General features: G+C 35.8%; 16 protein-coding genes. 13 read left to right on the top strand and 3 right to left on the bottom strand.

What is annotated here, in order from left to right; all coding sequences use genetic code 11:
- Positions 1 to 76 precede the first annotated feature (76 nt).
- From O5639_RS08885 to O5639_RS08840, 10 genes are all read left to right on the top strand, one after another.
- Positions 77 to 2,842 (top strand): ATP-dependent Clp protease ATP-binding subunit, encoded by a 2,766-nt coding sequence (locus O5639_RS08885; protein ID WP_269624179.1) that lies wholly within the window; start codon positions 77 to 79, stop codon positions 2,840 to 2,842.
- 72 nt (positions 2,843 to 2,914) lie between these two features.
- Positions 2,915 to 3,157, top strand: a complete 243-nt coding sequence (gene secE / locus O5639_RS08880; RefSeq protein WP_269624178.1) for a preprotein translocase subunit SecE — start codon at positions 2,915 to 2,917, stop codon at positions 3,155 to 3,157.
- A gap of 102 nt (positions 3,158 to 3,259) precedes the next feature.
- The gene (gene nusG, locus O5639_RS08875) at positions 3,260 to 3,868 is read left to right on the top strand and encodes a transcription termination/antitermination protein NusG (protein WP_269625541.1); all 609 of its coding nucleotides are present in this window, start codon (positions 3,260 to 3,262) and stop codon (positions 3,866 to 3,868) included.
- 103 nt (positions 3,869 to 3,971) lie between these two features.
- Positions 3,972 to 4,397, top strand: a complete 426-nt coding sequence (rplK, locus tag O5639_RS08870; protein WP_269624177.1) for a 50S ribosomal protein L11 — start codon at positions 3,972 to 3,974, stop codon at positions 4,395 to 4,397.
- Between the two features lie 68 nt (positions 4,398 to 4,465).
- A complete protein-coding gene (gene rplA, locus O5639_RS08865) occupies positions 4,466 to 5,173 on the top strand; it encodes a 50S ribosomal protein L1 (RefSeq protein ID WP_269624176.1) in 708 nt (235 codons plus the stop codon).
- A 222-nt stretch (positions 5,174 to 5,395) separates the two neighbouring features.
- On the top strand, positions 5,396 to 5,923 hold the full coding sequence (gene rplJ, locus O5639_RS08860) for a 50S ribosomal protein L10 (protein WP_269624175.1): 528 nt from the start codon (positions 5,396 to 5,398) through the stop codon (positions 5,921 to 5,923).
- Between the two features lie 52 nt (positions 5,924 to 5,975).
- Complete coding sequence (rplL, locus tag O5639_RS08855; protein ID WP_011823058.1) at positions 5,976 to 6,371, top strand: 50S ribosomal protein L7/L12; 396 nt, start codon at positions 5,976 to 5,978, stop codon at positions 6,369 to 6,371.
- Positions 6,372 to 6,437: 66 nt separating this feature from the next.
- Positions 6,438 to 6,920 carry a ribonuclease HI gene (rnhA, locus tag O5639_RS08850; RefSeq protein WP_269624174.1) on the top strand — a complete coding sequence of 161 codons (483 nt, stop codon included), beginning with the start codon at positions 6,438 to 6,440 and terminating at the stop codon, positions 6,918 to 6,920.
- Positions 6,910 to 8,070, top strand: coding sequence for a quinone-dependent dihydroorotate dehydrogenase (locus tag O5639_RS08845; RefSeq protein WP_269624173.1), 1,161 nt, complete (start codon positions 6,910 to 6,912; stop codon positions 8,068 to 8,070). The genes rnhA and O5639_RS08845 overlap by 11 nt, the downstream gene beginning before the upstream one ends.
- A 68-nt stretch (positions 8,071 to 8,138) precedes the next feature.
- Positions 8,139 to 9,221, top strand: a complete 1,083-nt coding sequence (locus O5639_RS08840) for a pyridoxal phosphate-dependent aminotransferase (protein ID WP_269624172.1) — start codon at positions 8,139 to 8,141, stop codon at positions 9,219 to 9,221.
- Here the strand turns inward: O5639_RS08840 and O5639_RS08835 are convergent.
- Positions 9,214 to 10,272 carry a UDP-N-acetylglucosamine--N-acetylmuramyl-(pentapeptide) pyrophosphoryl-undecaprenol N-acetylglucosamine transferase gene (locus O5639_RS08835; protein WP_269624171.1) on the bottom strand — a complete coding sequence of 353 codons (1,059 nt, stop codon included), beginning with the start codon at positions 10,270 to 10,272 and terminating at the stop codon, positions 9,214 to 9,216. The genes O5639_RS08840 and O5639_RS08835 overlap by 8 nt on opposite strands.
- Before the next feature lie 110 nt (positions 10,273 to 10,382).
- On the opposite strand from O5639_RS08835, the gene O5639_RS08830 reads away from it, so the two are divergent.
- On the top strand, positions 10,383 to 11,048 hold the full coding sequence (locus tag O5639_RS08830) for a hypothetical protein (RefSeq protein WP_269624170.1): 666 nt from the start codon (positions 10,383 to 10,385) through the stop codon (positions 11,046 to 11,048).
- Between the two features lie 38 nt (positions 11,049 to 11,086).
- On the opposite strand, the gene O5639_RS08825 is transcribed toward O5639_RS08830, so the two are convergent.
- Positions 11,087 to 12,292 (bottom strand): phosphoglycerate kinase, encoded by a 1,206-nt coding sequence (locus tag O5639_RS08825; protein ID WP_269624169.1) that lies wholly within the window; start codon positions 12,290 to 12,292, stop codon positions 11,087 to 11,089.
- Positions 12,293 to 12,771: 479 nt separating this feature from the next.
- On the opposite strand from O5639_RS08825, the gene ylqF reads away from it, so the two are divergent.
- Positions 12,772 to 13,635, top strand: coding sequence for a ribosome biogenesis GTPase YlqF (ylqF, locus tag O5639_RS08820; protein WP_269624168.1), 864 nt, complete (start codon positions 12,772 to 12,774; stop codon positions 13,633 to 13,635).
- Positions 13,635 to 14,615: an RluA family pseudouridine synthase gene (locus O5639_RS08815; protein ID WP_269624167.1), complete on the top strand. Its 981-nt coding sequence runs from the start codon at positions 13,635 to 13,637 to the stop codon at positions 14,613 to 14,615. The genes ylqF and O5639_RS08815 overlap by 1 nt, the downstream gene beginning before the upstream one ends.
- Here O5639_RS08815 and O5639_RS08810 read toward each other — a convergent pair.
- Complete coding sequence (locus O5639_RS08810; RefSeq protein WP_269624166.1) at positions 14,599 to 16,203, bottom strand: ABC transporter ATP-binding protein; 1,605 nt, start codon at positions 16,201 to 16,203, stop codon at positions 14,599 to 14,601. The two genes, O5639_RS08815 and O5639_RS08810, sit on opposite strands and share 17 nt — an antisense overlap.
- Positions 16,204 to 16,231: the final 28 nt, after the last annotated feature.

Genomic DNA, 16,231 nt, shown 5'->3' with positions numbered 1-16,231 from the left:
AATACACGTATCGATAAAAAGGTCTCAATCAAAATACAGAAGGCACATGACCACTTTGAATCAAAATTGATCGAAAATGAAAGGAAGTCTAACTACAGAACCAGATTCTTTTAGCGATGAAGCTTGGAGTCTTTTACTCATAGCTGAACAATCAGCCAGAAGGTGGCGACATCAGAATTTAGATGTTGAGCATCTTATTCAAGTTCTTTTTCGAAATAAAAAATTTCAGAAATATACAAATTCCCTACCTGTAAATCATGAAGAAGTAAATGAAATTTTAGAAAACTTTATCGCTGAAATTCCAATAAACAACCAATCAGACTTATTTATTGGAGAAGATTTAGAAATTCTTCTTGAAACAGCTGATGATTTTCGCTCTCGATGGGGATCTAACCAAATAGAGATATCTCACGTTCTTATCGCAATTGGTAGAGACAAGCGCTTAGGAGAAGATCTTTTTTACCAAGCAGGTCTCCCTAGTGAAATTCTTGAAGCGGAATTGAGACGACTACCAGCGCCTACATCATTTAAACAATCAAAAAGAATTACAACTCAACAAAAAGAAGATAGATCAAAAAAAAATCTAAGGTCTTCCTTGCCTACCAAAAACACTTCAAAAAATTCGAACCCCGAGCTACTTAGTCCTATCACTAAGGAAGCGATCACATCAAAACAAGAACCCTTAAAACTTAATGAAACGCCAAGTGCATTGGATTTATTCTGCAAAGACCTTACAGCCGAAGCTGAAAATGGGAAATTAGACCCTGTGATCGGCAGAGAGTCGGAAATCAAAGCAATTACAAAAGTTTTATCTCGAAGAGGCAAAAATAATCCAGTGCTAATTGGTGCGCCAGGTGTTGGGAAGACAGCAGTGGCAGAATTATTAGCTCAAAAAATCATAGCTAACGAACTTCCTGATTCTCTTCAAGGTTTAAGACTAATATCACTTGATATCGGTGCATTAACAGCTGGAGCCAAATTCCGAGGGCAATTTGAAGAACGATTTAGATCATTGTTAAGTGAAATCAGCGATAAGGAAAAAGGAGTAATTCTATTTATAGACGAAATACACTCAATTGTAAGCAAAGATAGATCAAATACTGATGCTGGTAGTCTATTAAAACCATTACTGGCCAGTGGAGACTTACGTTGTATTGGTGCAACAACTCCTGATAATTATAGACGTACGATCGAAAAAGATCTAGCACTTGATAGACGATTTCAGCAAGTATCAATTAAAGAGCCGAGCTTAGATTTAAGTTTGGAAATCCTAAAAGGACTTAAAGAAAATTATGAATCTCATCACGGAGTAACCATCACTGATGAAGCACTAATTACAGCAAATCGTTTATCTCATAGATATATAAGTGATAGATGCCTACCTGATAAAGCTATTGACTTGATTGACGAGGCTTCAGCCCAAGTAAGAATCGAATCTTCATCAAAACCGAAAATCATAGAAGAGAAAGAATCTCAGATCAATCTTTTAGAGTCATCAATCCAAAATGCAAACAAAGAGACAACATTAGAGACTATAAATAATCTTGAAGAACAGAAAGAATTGCTACTCGATGAGCTAGCTCAGATTAAACAAATATGGCAAGATCAAATTGATACATCAGCTGAATTACAAGATCTAAAGATAAGAGCTGAAGAATTAAGAAATTTAATAAGAGAAGCTGAAATCTCTGATGATATTGAAGAAGTAGAAAGACTTAAATATCAACAACTTTTTCAAATCAAAGAAAGAATCAAAGACATAGAAGCTTCTATTCAAGAAGATAATGAATATGCCAATTCCTTACTAACAGACCAAGTTGACCCAGAAGATATAGCTGATGTTGTCTCAAGATGGACAGGAATTCCTGTTAGCAAAGTTTTGTCAGGTGAAAGACAAAAACTTTTGCATTTAGAACAAGACTTAGAAAAAAAAGTCATCGGTCAATTAAATGCTGTTCAAGCGGTCTCAGCAGCAATTCGTAGAGCAAGAGCAGGAATGCAGGACATAAGAAGACCTATAGGATCCTTTCTTTTTCTAGGTCCTACAGGTGTTGGAAAAACTGAACTTGCTAAGTCACTAGCAAGTTCTTTATTTGATGAAGAGGACGCTTTATTGAGACTTGATATGAGTGAATATATGGAGAGAAATGCTGTTTCAAGACTCTTAGGGGCACCGCCTGGATACGTAGGCTACGAAGAAGGTGGGCAATTAACAGAGGCAATTAGAAAAAGACCTTATGCAGTTTTACTTCTTGATGAGATAGAAAAAGCACATCCAGAAGTTTTTAACATCCTCTTACAAGTGTTAGATGATGGCAGACTCACCGATTCTCAAGGTCGAACAGTGGATTTTAGAAATACAGTTATTGTTATGACCAGCAATCTTGCTAGCAAAGCAATCTTAAATAATTCACTTAAAGTGCAAAGCGAAAATTCAAATAAAAATTTTCTTGCGCAAGAATTAGACCAAAAAATCAACGAAGCTCTAGCAAAACATTTTCGACCAGAATTTTTGAACCGCATTGATGAAGTAATACGATTTAGTCCACTAAAGCCTGAAAGTTTAGAACAAATAGTGCGACTTCAACTTGAAGAGCTAAGGAAGCTGCTCAAGCACCAAGGGTTAGATCTTTATGTTGATGAAAACACCATTAAAACTCTTGCTGATGAAGGCTATGAACCTGAGTATGGGGCCAGACCACTAAGAAGAGTGATTCGAAGAAGATTAGAAAACCCACTGGCAACACAAATTTTAGAGGAGGCTTTTGCAGATGCCAGATCAATTAAGGTTAAGACTAGTGATGATGACTCTAAAAAACTTCTTTTTTTAATAGATAACTAATCTATCAAACATAAGTTATTCTAGTTTTATAGCCATTCTTTTTAAAAGTACCTTTCTTTTAATCTTCCCAAAGTGACAAGTCCAACCTCTAAAGAGGATCAAGAAAAAGTAATTCCTAAAACACAGGAAAAGACTGCTTTAAAAAAAAGTTTTTTGTCATCTACAATTGATGAAATGAAACTTGTTGTTTGGCCTTCACGCCAACAACTGTTCAGCGAATCTGTTGCTGTGATTTTAATGGTAACTTTATCAGCAGTATCAATTGCTGCTGTAAGCCGTTTTTACGGATGGGCTTCTACTCAGATATTCCGCTGAGTTGACGAACCTAAATTCTTAAACCACTCACAATTTTTTCCAGTGTCAGAGATTGAAACCACACCTAACAAAGATTCAAAAATAATTGATACATCAGAAACAATCGAGGATGATCAATCACATTTTTCAAATCAGACAATAAAAACGAATATTGCTCGTTGGTACGCTATTCAAGTTGCCTCAAGTTGCGAAAAGAAGGTAAAAGCAACACTTGAACAAAGATCTATAACTCTTGGTGTTAGTGACAGAATCATAGAAATAGAGATTCCTCAAACACCTGCAGTTAAGCTAAAAAAAGATGGTAGCAGGCAGACGACAGAAGAAAAAGTTTTCCCTGGCTATGTATTAGTTCGTATGGTGCTAGATGAAGACACAATGATGGCTGTAAGAAGTACTCCAAATGTAATTAATTTTGTTGGTGCAGAAGACCGAAGAGCTACGGGTAAATCACGCGGACATATAAAACCTCGTCCTCTCAGCAGGCAAGAAGTTAATAGGATTTTTAAACGTGCAGCTGAAAAGAAAACTGTCGTTAAGTTGGATGTAGAAGAAGGTGATCAGATTGTTGTGACCTCTGGTCCTTTTAAAGATTTCCAAGGTGAAGTAATTGAAGTTTCAGGAGAAAGAAACAAACTAAAAGCTCTTTTATCTATTTTTGGTAGAGAAACTCCTGTTGAGCTTGAATTTTCTCAAATAACTAAACAAAATTGATTTTTAATTTCCTTTTGCTGTCTGGTCAGTCTAGGAGTTAAGTTTATTAGATAATTTAACCTGATTAGTTTCAGGTGTTCCGCTTTAGTTCAATTTTTAGCCGATGGCAAAGAAAGTAGTAGCCCTGATCAAGTTGGCCTTACAGGCTGGCAAAGCAAACCCAGCCCCTCCCGTTGGCCCTGCGCTTGGTCAACATGGGGTAAACATAATGGCATTTTGTAAGGAATACAATTCGCGAACCCAAGACAAAGCTGGCTTTGTTATCCCTGTAGAAATATCAGTTTTCGAAGATAGAAGTTTTACTTTCATAACAAAAACTCCTCCTGCTTCGGTTTTGATAACTAAAGCAGCAGGTATTTCGAAAGGTTCAGGAGAGTCAGCGAAAGGAACTGCTGGTTCGATTAGTAAAAGTCAACTTGAAGAAATTGCTAAAACAAAACTTCCAGATCTCAATTGCAGTAGCATCGAGTCAGCGATGAAAGTTATTGAGGGAACCGCTAAAAATATGGGAGTTTCCATAAAGGACTAATTAAATCGTAAAATTATCAAACGTTCTCTTAAAGGGGGAGACTAAAAGTCGAATGGACCCCAATTATTATGAAAAATTTTTCTAAAAGAATGACAACGTTACTTTCCAAAGTGGAAGAGCGTTCATATTCTCCAATTGAAGCCATAAAGCTAGTCAAGGAGAATGCAAATGCAAAATTCGATGAGACTATTGAAGCTCACATAAGATTAGGCATTGACCCCAAATATACTGATCAGCAACTAAGAACGACAGTTGCCTTACCAAGTGGTACAGGCCAGAAAGTACGCATAGCAGTAGTTACACGCGGTGAAAAAGTTTCTGAAGCAACTAAAGCAGGTGCTGATCTGGCTGGAGAGGAAGATTTAGTCGATTCAATAAACAAAGGAGAGATGAACTTCGACCTCCTAATTTCGACTCCAGATATGATGCCAAAGGTCGCAAAACTTGGAAGAGTCCTTGGTCCTAGAGGACTTATGCCTAATCCAAAAGCGGGAACAGTTACAACCGATTTAGCAGGAGCTATTAAAGAATTTAAAGCAGGAAAACTTGAATTTAGAGCAGACAAAGCAGGAATAGTGCATGTTCGATTTGGTAAAGCAAGTTTTTCGGAAGATGCTCTCCTTGAAAATTTGAAGACATTGCAATTAACCATAGAAAAAAATAAACCAAGTGGAGCAAAAGGAAAATTCTGGAGAAGCTTCTTTATTACATCCACCATGGGACCATCAGTAGAAGTAGATATCAGCGAATTACAAGACTTGCAAAAAGAAAAGTGACCCTTGTTGTTGTAAATTAGCTCAGTGGTATAGCCACAAGGGCATGCGCCCAACCAAAGACAGCAGGTCTGAATCTATTAAACTTTATCGTTTAATGGACACTATAAATCCCGCCGAGGTATACGCAGGTTTTATCTTTCTGGATTGAATCGTTAGCGGCCTCGATTCCCCTAGGGAATATGGCCGTATGTCCAGTTCTTCCCCCGATTCGATCCAATTATTATGGGCCGCACGCTGGAAAGCAAAAAACAGATCGTCAAAACAATAGAGGGTCTACTAGACAACTCCGAAATGGCTTTAGTTCTTGATTACAAGGGCTTATCCACAAAAGAGATGTCCGACTTGCGCTCACGATTGCAAAAAAGCGATGGCGTATGCAAGGTCACGAAAAACACCTTGATGCGTCAAGCCATAAAAGGAAAAGATTCCTGGACTGGTTTGGATTCATTGCTTACTGGAACTAACGCCTTTGTTTTAATCAAAGGAGATGTTGGGAGCGCTGTTAAAGCTGTTCAAGCATTTCAAAAGGAAACTCAAAAGTCTGAGACTAAAGGAGGTCTTTTCGAAGGCAAACTTTTATCTCAAGATGAGATCAAAGCGATTGCAAAACTTCCTAGCAAGGAAGCACTTATGGCACAAATTGCTGGTGCAATGAATTCCATAACAAGCAAAATTGCTATTGGTATAAATGAGGTTCCATCTGGACTTGCGAGATCTCTTAAACAACATTCCGAGAGCGGCGAGAGCTGATACTCCTTGTTTCACAATTTGTTTTCTACTTACTTAGTTGCTGATTTAAACCATGTCTGCAAAAACCGATGAAATCTTAGATTCATTAAAAAGCCTCTCTTTGCTTGAAGCTTCAGAGCTTGTCAAGCAAATAGAAGAAGCTTTTGGTGTATCTGCCGCCGCATCTGCTGGCGTTGTCATGGCAGCTCCAGGAGCTGCTGCTGGTGGCGATGGTGCTGATGCTGCCGAAGAAAAAACTGAATTTGAGGTGGTTTTAGAAAGCTTTGACGCTTCATCTAAAATCAAAGTCCTTAAAGAAGTTCGAAATGCTACAGGTCTAGGCCTTGGCGAAGCAAAAGCCTTAGTGGAAGCTGCTCCAAAAACAATAAAAGAAGGAGCAACAAAAGAAGATGCTGAAGCTTTAAAGAAAGCAATTGAAGCTGTTGGTGGAAAAGTAACTTTAAAATAAAATTGTTACTGGAAAAACACCTGATTTCTGCTTATATAAAACCGGTCTATTCAGACCGGTTTTTTTATGTCTAAAGAAGAAAAATTGGCTATTGCTGCAGCAACTGATGGTGCTTGTAGCGGAAATCCTGGTCCAGGTGGATGGGGAGCATTAATTAGATTCCAGGATGGAAGCGAAGTTGAATTTGGTGGTTTCAGCCCAGAAACAACAAATAATCGCATGGAATTGCAGGCGGCATTATTTGTTCTTGAGAAATTAAAAAAAATAAAATGTCACCCTTCTATAACCATCAAAACTGATAGCAAATATTTAATTGATGGAATGGAAAGATGGATGTCGAATTGGAAAAAAAAAGGATGGAAAACTGCATCTGGTAAACAAGTTCTCAATCAAGATTTGTGGAAAGCTCTTGACCACCCTGAACTGCCAAAAATCAAACTTCAATATGTCAAGGGACATAGCGGAGAGAAGGATAATGATAGAGTTGATGCAATTGCTGTAGCTTTTTCTAAAGGTCGAAAAATACAGCTAAAAGATTTTGTCAAATAATAATAAAAAAAACGATTTTTACAATATTCTGCTTGGTCAGCTTCTATCTCAAGACGAGGGTATTGATGCAGAAATACTTACCAATTCAGCTCTTAACGCCATTAAATTTGCTTCATTAAATAGAAATCTTCCAATAATTTCTAATATCCTTCTAAAAGCATCAAGTGATTTGCAAAGAAGCAATTCAAGCTTAAATCAAATCATCTTTGGCTCGCACTTTAAAAACCCTATAGGGCTTGCTGCTGGATTTGATAAAAATGGGGTAGGAGCAGGTCTTTGGAATTATTTTGGATTTGGTTTCGCAGAATTAGGAACCATTACTTGGCATGCACAAAAAGGTAATCCAAAACCCAGACTTTTCAGAATTGCCAAAGAGAAAGCTGCATTGAATCGAATGGGGTTCAATAATGAAGGCGCTGAAAAATTTCTTAAAACCATAGAAAAACAACAAATCCCAGCGCCTGGAAATAGACCGTGTGTCCTGGGAATCAATTTAGGAAAGTCAAAAATCACATCTCTAGATGAAGCCCATAAAGACTATTTTTTATCTTTAAGACTTTTGGCTCCTATATCAGACTATGCCGTTATCAATGTTAGTTCGCCGAATACCCCAGGCCTTCGCTCATTACAAGGAACAAAAGAAATTAAAAAGTTAATATGCACGCTAAAAGATTTTTCAAATTGTCCTCCTTTGCTTGTGAAAATTGCTCCAGATCTCTCAAATGAAGAAATTGACGAAATTGCGAGAGTGTCAATTGAGAATGGTATTGATGGAATAATTGCAATCAATACAAGCTTAAATAGATTTAACTTAAAAAACTTAAGAATCAAAACAGGAAATACTTTAGAACAAGAAAATGGAGGCTTAAGTGGACTCCCTTTAGAAAAAAGAGGACTGGAAGTTATTAGAAGGCTAAGGAGTAGTACTAATAAGGCTTTACCGCTTATTGGTGTAGGTGGAATCAGTTCAGCACAAACAGCTTGGGAAAGAATTGCCGCTGGGGCATCACTGGTTCAGGTGTATACAGGTTGGATATTTGAAGGGCCAAATTTAGTTCCAGAAATCTTAGATGGATTAATCCTGCAAATGGAAAAACACGGATTCCGAAATATTAAAGAGGTAATCGGCTCGGAAGAACCATGGAAATAAAAACACAAATGATTTCAATAATTAATGATGGTTATGTTTAAACTGAACACAATACTATAACAAATATAATGAAAATAGACTTTGATATTCATGGGGGTAATATTGAGAAAGAAGCAAGGAAGTTAGGACTATCTAAAGATAAAATAATCGATGCAAGTGCATCAATAGCCCCTTTTAAATTACCTAAAAAGTTAAATAATTATCTCATTAATAGTCTTAAGAAAGGATCTATAAAATATTATCCTGATAGAAGTTATTTTGAAGTCAAAAATTCTATTGCAAAATGGCATAATATTCACCCTTCAATGGTCATACCTGGTAATGGAGCCTCTGAATTATTTACATGGGCCGCAAGAGATGCAAGTTTAAATGGAATAAGTTCCTTACCCTCGCCTTGCTTTGGAGACTATCAAAGAGCTTTAAAATGCTGGAATGCTTCTTATATACGTAGTCCTATTCCTTTATCTTGGACTAATAGCAATCCACAATCATTTCCAATTAGACCAAAAACAGATGTATTATGGATTACAAACCCACACAATCCAACGGGGCAATTATGGAGTCGTTCATCGATAGAAAAATTATTAAATAACTATAAGCTTATAATTTGCGATGAAGCATTTATTCCTCTTACACCCGGTGGGGAAAATCAATCAGTCATTAATTTAACGAAAAGCCATAATAACCTAATAGTGATAAGAAGTTTAACTAAGTTTCTAGGTATTGCAGGATTAAGAATTGGATACGCCGTAACGAACTCAGATAGATTATTAAAATGGAAAGAGATAAGAGATCCATGGCCAGTAAATACGCTAGCAATAAATGTAACTAATATGATCATGAAAGATTCTAAAATGCATAAAAAAAGATTAATTAAAATCCATAGATGGGTAGAAGAAGAAGGTAACTGGTTACATAAAAGTTTGTCAGATTTTTCGACTATTAAGCCTCTACCCACAACTACGAATTTTCAATTAATTCAAAGTGATAGTTCTATATTAAATCTTATTGAAAATTTAAAAAAGCGAGGAATTTTATTAAGAGACTGTAGATCATTTAAAACTCTAGATGAAAACTGGATTAGAATAAGTCTCCAAAAACGAAAGCAAAATATTAAAATTATTAATACTTTAAAAGATTATATTAACTAATCGAATTGATAATCTCAAATATCTTTTTTTCAGGATTAATATAATCATAATTATTCATATTTGCTTTCATTTCAATGAGAGAATTAGAATCAATCAAATGAGATATAGTTTTTTTCAAAATATCTTTTTCTGGATCATGTTGATTCACTATTACAGCCCCTCCATATCTAGCCATATAAGCAGCATTTAGTTCTTGATGTTGATCAGCAGAAGCTGGGAAAGGTATTAAGATTGAAGGGGTCTTAGATACCATTAATTCACAAATAGCACCAGATCCTGATCTACTTATTGCAAGATCAGCATTTTGAAGCAAGGCCGAGATTTCATTACTAAATTCTCTTACAACCAAATTAGCGTTAGTATCAACTTTATCTAATTTTTTATAGAAATAATCATTTTTACCGGTCAGATGAATAACTCTACAACCCTTAGCAAGCAACCAAGGTAAGATATTCCTCACCATTTCATTCATTTTTATTGCGCCTTGACTGCCTCCCATAACTACAATCAATATCCCCTCTCCAAGGGGAGCCCAAGGTGGAAGAGACTGATCCAAAATAAATTCTGACCTTACAGGTGTTCCAGTAAAACTTGTTCTACACCCTGGCAAATAATCAGATGCTGATGAAATTCCTAACGCAACATGGTCACAAAATCTACCTAATAACCTAGTTACTTTCCCTGGAATAGCATTAGATTCATGCAACACTACAGGGATGCCAGTCAGTTTTGCACCGAGAATGCTAGGAGCAGAGATATACCCCCCAGTAGTAAAAACAACATTAATTTTTTTTTGACGTAATAGAAAAGAGACCCGGATAGAAGCAAAGAGTAATTTATATAAATCAAACATTTTTCTAAAAATATTTCCTTGTAATCCTCCGACTCTAAGCTTTATTAAATTGTATTTCTTGGGAACCAGTTCAATCTCTAGCCTATTTGGAACACCTAACCATTCAATTTTCCAAGAATTTGGAAGTGAATTCGCAAAAGACAATGCAGGATAAATATGCCCACCCGTTCCGCTTGCAGCAATTAAAAGGCGAGGCATAAACTCAATATAACTTATCCTTGAAGGCTAAGTTATATTGAGTAAAAAAGGTAGGCGTGCGAAATTCACTCATAGCGAAATCAATAGTTTTTTTATTGCTATATCCCCTAATGATCAATTCTGCTTTTAGTAAAAATATAGATAATCAGTTATTAATTAACCAATTGGAGAAACATCTTAATAAAAGAGAGGATAATTTGCTAAAAGATCTATTTCTGCACAAATCATTCAATCAATTTAATAAACAGTATTTAGACTTCAGAAAAAAATATAAAAATGCAAAATGGTCAATTCAACCATTAAGCAATGATCAAGATAAATCATTTCTAGATATCAAAATCATATCTAAAAGAAAAATTAATGATATAATTTATCATCTACATACTAAACAGACTGTCAAGTTAGAGACCTACAAAAATAAAATCAAAGGATATGAAGTTATTGATGAAGAATCAATTCTGAATAGCCAAAATTCACCTCTTATTATAAAAATTGTTTCTCCAGACAAAGTTCGTACTGGTGAAAAATATGAAATGAATTTAATTATTGAAAGCCCATTAGACAATTCTTTAACTGCTAGTGGAATGATCGTACTTAAAGACGAGGATAATAAAAAAGTATCAAATGATATCTTTGGTATTAAGCCGAATCAATCAGGTGGTCTATTTAAATATATTCAAGCGCCCTTAAACCCTGGTTCTCAAACTATATCAGCAATCATAACGCATCCAGAAGGGATTTATTTAATTACAAAAAAAATAAAAGTAGGTTTATAAAACCTACTTTTATTAATCATAAAATTAAATTGAAATTATTAAGCATCATCTAAAGCAGAAACACCAGGAAGAACTTTCCCTTCCAAGAGTTCAAGGCTAGCACCACCCCCAGTCGAGATATGAGACATTTTTTTCGCTAAACCTGCTTTCTCAACTGCTGCCACTGAATCTCCACCTCCAATAATTGTGCAGCATCCTTGAGCACTTAATTCAGCCAAAGTATTTGCTATCGCATTGGTTCCATTTGCAAATTTCTCGAATTCAAACACACCCATTGGTCCATTCCAAATAACTGTTTTGCAATCTTTCAGCGCATCCTGAAAAAGTGAAACTGATTCTGAACCAATATCCAATCCCATCCAACCTTCGCTAATAGCATCAACTTTTGAAGATTTGCTATTTGCATCAGGAGAAAAATTATCGGCCAACACAACATCACTAGGCAAAAGAAACTCAACTCCTTTATCTTTCGCTTTCTTCTCCAAAGCACTTGCCAATTCAAGCTTATCTTCTTCTACAAGACTATTACCAACCGATAATCCTCTAGCTTTATAAAAAGTAAATATCATCCCTCCACCAACAATTATCTTGTCACATTTATCAATCAAAGACTCCAACACTCCGATCTTACTACTTACTTTTGAACCGCCAACTATAGCTGCCAATGGTCTTTTAGGTTGATCTACAGCTCCCTGAAGGTACTTAAGTTCTTTTTCCATTAAATAACCAGCAACACAAGGACTTAAGAACTTTGTAACTCCCTCGGTTGAAGCATGAGCGCGGTGGGCAGCTCCAAAAGCATCATTAACATAAACTTCTGCCAAAGAAGCTAATTCCTTTGCAAATTCTGTATCGTTTTTTTCTTCCCCAGCAATAAATCGAACATTTTCCAAAAGAACAACATCGCCATTGGACATAGCATCTACTTTTGACTTGGCTTCAGCTCCTACACAACTTTCAGTTTTCACAACTGTTTTACCAAGCAATTCACTTAGTCTTTGAGCAACAGAAGTCAAACGCATTGTTTCATTAACCGCTCCCTTTGGCCTACCAAAATGAGCAGAAAGAATAACTCTTGCACTCTTCTCAAGCAGGTCATTAATAGTTGGTAAAGCAGCACGAATTCTTGTGTCATCAGTTATTTGCCCCTCATCTCCTAATGGGACATTAAAATCAACTCTTACTAAAACACGTTTGCCGCATAAGTCATCAGCGCCGAGACTTGACAGGGAACGCTTAGACATAATGTATGGGATTCAGAAAGGAAACTGAGTGACCATAGCTCTTGAAAGGCACTAATTGGGTAATTACTAAGACACAGAAAAAATCTGCCTAAACGCCAAAGAAACTAAAAACGGCTTTTTAGATATTTAAAATCTATGGTTACTATAATTAATTACCACTAGAATTACTGTAATTACTAGACAAAGTAAACTTCTAATTCAAGGATAACAAATCAATTTTTTTTGAACCTTAATGCATGAGAAATTTTTTCACCGGCAAGTTATTAAATATTGTAATTCTGTTAATCTAGATTCATCAAAAAATTTAACTCCTATCGGGATATTCTGAATAATTCAATTATTATTATCAATTTATTTAATCTTTTCAGATGATAAGTTGAACTTAGAATTTGTAAAACTACACTCCCAAAAGAAATCAAAAATCAACTTTGACAATTTTTTAAATTAGTCAATTTAATCCAACTTCCTTTTAAAATTCAGTGAACAAGCAGCTTATACAATGGTATCCAGGGCATATTGCTAAAGCAGAAAAACAGTTAAAGGAGCATCTGAATAAAGTTGATCTAGTTTTCGACGTGCGAGACGCAAGGATACCTCTCGCCACTTCTCATCCATATCTTCAAAAATGGTTAAAAGGAAAGAAGCAAATATTAGTTATTAATAGAAAAGACATGATTAATGTTGATGCCCATAAAGCTTGGGATAAAAAATTAAGGTCAGAAGGGAAAGTCCCATGGTGGTGTGATGCAAAAACTGGAACAGGCGTTCTCCAAATAAAACAAGCCGCTATTCGAGCTGGGCAAGAATTAAATCAAAGACGTCTCGACCGAGGAATGAAAAATCGTGCAATTAGAGTTCTAACTCTTGGTTTCCCAAATGTTGGGAAATCTGCTCTCATTAACAGACTCGTTAAAAAGAAGGTTGTATCTAGCTCAAGAAAACCTGGGGTCACAAGAAGTTTGAGATGGGTAAGATTGGGACAAGATCTTGATCTATTGGATGCTCCTGGTGTTCTGCCGCCTAGAATTGAAGATCAAAATGCCGCGTTAAAATTGGCCATTTGTGATGATATTGGTCAAGCCGCATACGATACTGAACAAGTAGCCATTAACTTTATGAAACTTCTTGAGACATTAGAAACCACCCAAGAAGCGGGAATCAAGTCAATGTGTCTTCAAAATAGATATGGAATATTTGTCAATGAAACTATTAAAGACAAATCTTTATGGCTACTTTCAGCCGCAGAACGTCACACTTCTGGAGATACTCGAAGAATGTCTCAAAGATTACTTGATGATTTTCGCAAAAATTTGTTGGGTAATATTTCTCTTGAACTCCCCTAATGAATAAAGAAATCAAACATGAATTTGGGCAGGGACCAGGTGAATTATTTGAGAGTGAATATAACAAACCTTTGCCTATGCGTCTTGATAGATGGCTGGTAAGTCAACGAGCCGAACAAAGTAGGGCTCATATTCAGAAATTCATTGAAGCGGGTTTTGCAAGAGTGAACGGTAAAACTGGAAAAGCAAAAACTCCCATTAGGCCAGGTGACATTATTCAACTTTGGGTTCCGCCACCTGAGCCTCTTCCTTACTTAAAACCAGAAAAAATTGATTTAGATATTTTATATGAAGATAATCATTTAATAGTCATCAATAAAACAGCTGGGATAGCAGTTCATCCTGCACCAGGGAATAAATCAGGAACTTTAGTTAATGGTTTAATCAATCATTGCCCAGACTTACCAGGCATCGGAGGTAAATTAAGGCCTGGAATAGTTCATCGCTTAGATAAAGACACAACTGGATGCATTGTCGTAGCGAAAACCCAAGAAGCCTTAGTTAAACTACAAATACAAATTCAAAAAAGAGTAGCCTCAAGAAATTATATTGCTGTTGTCCATGGATCTATTAAAGACAATGAAGGGATGATTGTTGGATGTATTGGTCGACATCCAAAAGATCGAAAAAAATATGCTGTAGTTGATGAGGAATCTGGTAGATATGCATGTACACATTGGAAATTAATTGAAAATCTGGGAAATTTTTCTCTTCTTAAATTCAAACTTGATACGGGTAGAACGCATCAAATTCGTGTTCATAGTGCACACATAGGTCATCCTATTATTGGAGACCAAACTTACAGTAGGTGTAAAAAATTACCTATTAAGCTTGGTGGCCAAGCTTTACATGCAGTTGAATTGGGTTTAATACACCCAATAACATTAAAAAAAATGAAATTTACAGCTCCATTACCTGCAGATTTTGAACGACTTTTAAAAATTTTACAATATAAAAATAATGTTATTTCGGAAGTCTAGGGCATGCATTTACCATTTTTTTTGTGAGATATTTTTTAGGATTCATGAACAAATTCTTACCAGAATTCTCTTCGATAATTTCCCCTTTATCGAACACTAATACTCTGTGACAAAATCCTGCAGCAACAGATAAATCATGGGTTATGAACAACATAGACAATTTGAATTTTTCTTGCAAAGAGCGTAGTAACTCCAAAACTTCTGCTTGAATTTCAGTATCTAACATACTGACACTTTCATCACAGATAAGTATTTTGGGACTAAGTGCAAGTGCTCTTGCAATAACTACTCTTTGCTGTTGTCCTCCTGAAAGCTGAGAAGGTAAGCGTTGTTCATACATTGCTGTAGGCGTTAAACCAACTAGTTCTAAAAGATTACGAGCTTTTTCTCTAGCTTGAGATCGACTTAGCAATTTATAGATAAGAATTGGATCTATAATTGCATCCATTACTGACATCTTAGGATTCAAAGAGGCAGAAGGATCTTGAAAAATAATTTGAATATATTTACGTAATTGTTTTAAAGATTTTCTATTCATATTTGAAATATTCTTTCCAAGAAAAAAAACACTTCCACCTCTAGTAGGCAATAAGCCAGTCAACGCTCTACAAAGAGTACTCTTGCCACATCCTGATGGACCTACGATACCAAGGGTTTCACCTTCATACAAAGAGAAGGTAACTTCATTAACAGCTTTCAACCAAAAAGAATTGAAAGGCCAAAAGCCTAAATCATGCCAGCAACGTAATCTATTTACTCTCAATAATGCATCGCTTTTATTCATTATTTCTCTCTGAGAACCTTCTAAAATTCTTGCTGAATTCACTAATCTTTGAGCAATCTCAGTTTTTGGATTACCAACGATCTCTTTTATATTTCCAGATTCTACTATTTGACCGTAATCAAGTATTGCAATCTTATTACACCATTTATATGCCATACATAAATCATGACTAATTAATAGTAAGGCCGTTCCAATTTCATCACAAAGTAAACTCAGTTCACTCATGATTTGATCAGCTACGATTGTATCCAAACTAGTTGTAGGTTCATCAGCAATTATCAAAGGAGGTCTTAAACAAATTGCCAAAGCAATTGCTACACGTTGTCTCATCCCTCCACTGAATTCATGCGGAAAAGAATTAAATCTTAAAGGGTCTATTCCAACTTTTTCTAATATGCTTTTAGCTTTTTTCACTAAGTTATCCATTGGTTCAGAATCATCATGAGCTTTAAAAGTATCAACCAAATGATCACCAACAGTCATTAAAGGATTCAAACGTGACATTGGATCCTGAAAAATCAATCCCACCTCTTTCCCTCGAATAGTTTGCAAAGAAGCCTTGTCTAGATCCAATACATTTTTTCCATTTAAAACAATCTCGCCATCACAATCACATCCATTGGGAAGAAGCTGCATTACAGCCTTAGCAACAGTACTTTTACCACATCCTGAACTACCAACTAATGCAAGCCTATCGCCACGATTTATATGCAGATTTAGTCCTCTTAACACATAAGATGAAGTGTTTGGATAAATAGCATTTAATTTATTTATCTTTAAAACTTCTTTTGATGAATTATTCATAAAAAGGTAGCAAGAAATGTTGAGTCTG

The sequence above is a fragment of the Prochlorococcus marinus str. MIT 1214 genome (genome assembly GCF_027359355.1).
Lineage (GTDB): Bacteria > Cyanobacteriota > Cyanobacteriia > PCC-6307 > Cyanobiaceae > Prochlorococcus_B > Prochlorococcus_B marinus_F.
Note: the sequence above shows the minus strand (reverse complement) of the source record. Positions and strands in the feature narration are given on the sequence as shown.

What these genes read in the sequence shown, in the direction of transcription:
- O5639_RS08885 (WP_269624179.1), top strand. Translation starts at nt 77, where the DNA reads ATGAAAGGAAGTCTAACTACAGAACCAGATTCTTTTAGCGATGAAGCT.
- rplK (WP_269624177.1), top strand. Translation starts at nt 3,972, where the DNA reads ATGGCAAAGAAAGTAGTAGCCCTGATCAAGTTGGCCTTACAGGCTGGC.
- rplA (WP_269624176.1), top strand. Translation starts at nt 4,466, where the DNA reads ATGAAAAATTTTTCTAAAAGAATGACAACGTTACTTTCCAAAGTGGAA.
- rplJ (WP_269624175.1), top strand. Translation starts at nt 5,396, where the DNA reads ATGGGCCGCACGCTGGAAAGCAAAAAACAGATCGTCAAAACAATAGAG.
- rplL (WP_011823058.1), top strand. Translation starts at nt 5,976, where the DNA reads ATGTCTGCAAAAACCGATGAAATCTTAGATTCATTAAAAAGCCTCTCT.
- rnhA (WP_269624174.1), top strand. Translation starts at nt 6,438, where the DNA reads ATGTCTAAAGAAGAAAAATTGGCTATTGCTGCAGCAACTGATGGTGCT.
- O5639_RS08840 (WP_269624172.1), top strand. Translation starts at nt 8,139, where the DNA reads ATGAAAATAGACTTTGATATTCATGGGGGTAATATTGAGAAAGAAGCA.
- O5639_RS08835 (WP_269624171.1), bottom strand. Translation starts at nt 10,272, where the DNA reads ATGCCTCGCCTTTTAATTGCTGCAAGCGGAACGGGTGGGCATATTTAT.
- O5639_RS08830 (WP_269624170.1), top strand. Translation starts at nt 10,383, where the DNA reads ATGATCAATTCTGCTTTTAGTAAAAATATAGATAATCAGTTATTAATT.
- O5639_RS08825 (WP_269624169.1), bottom strand. Translation starts at nt 12,292, where the DNA reads ATGTCTAAGCGTTCCCTGTCAAGTCTCGGCGCTGATGACTTATGCGGC.
- O5639_RS08815 (WP_269624167.1), top strand. Translation starts at nt 13,635, where the DNA reads ATGAATAAAGAAATCAAACATGAATTTGGGCAGGGACCAGGTGAATTA.
- O5639_RS08810 (WP_269624166.1), bottom strand. Translation starts at nt 16,203, where the DNA reads ATGAATAATTCATCAAAAGAAGTTTTAAAGATAAATAAATTAAATGCT.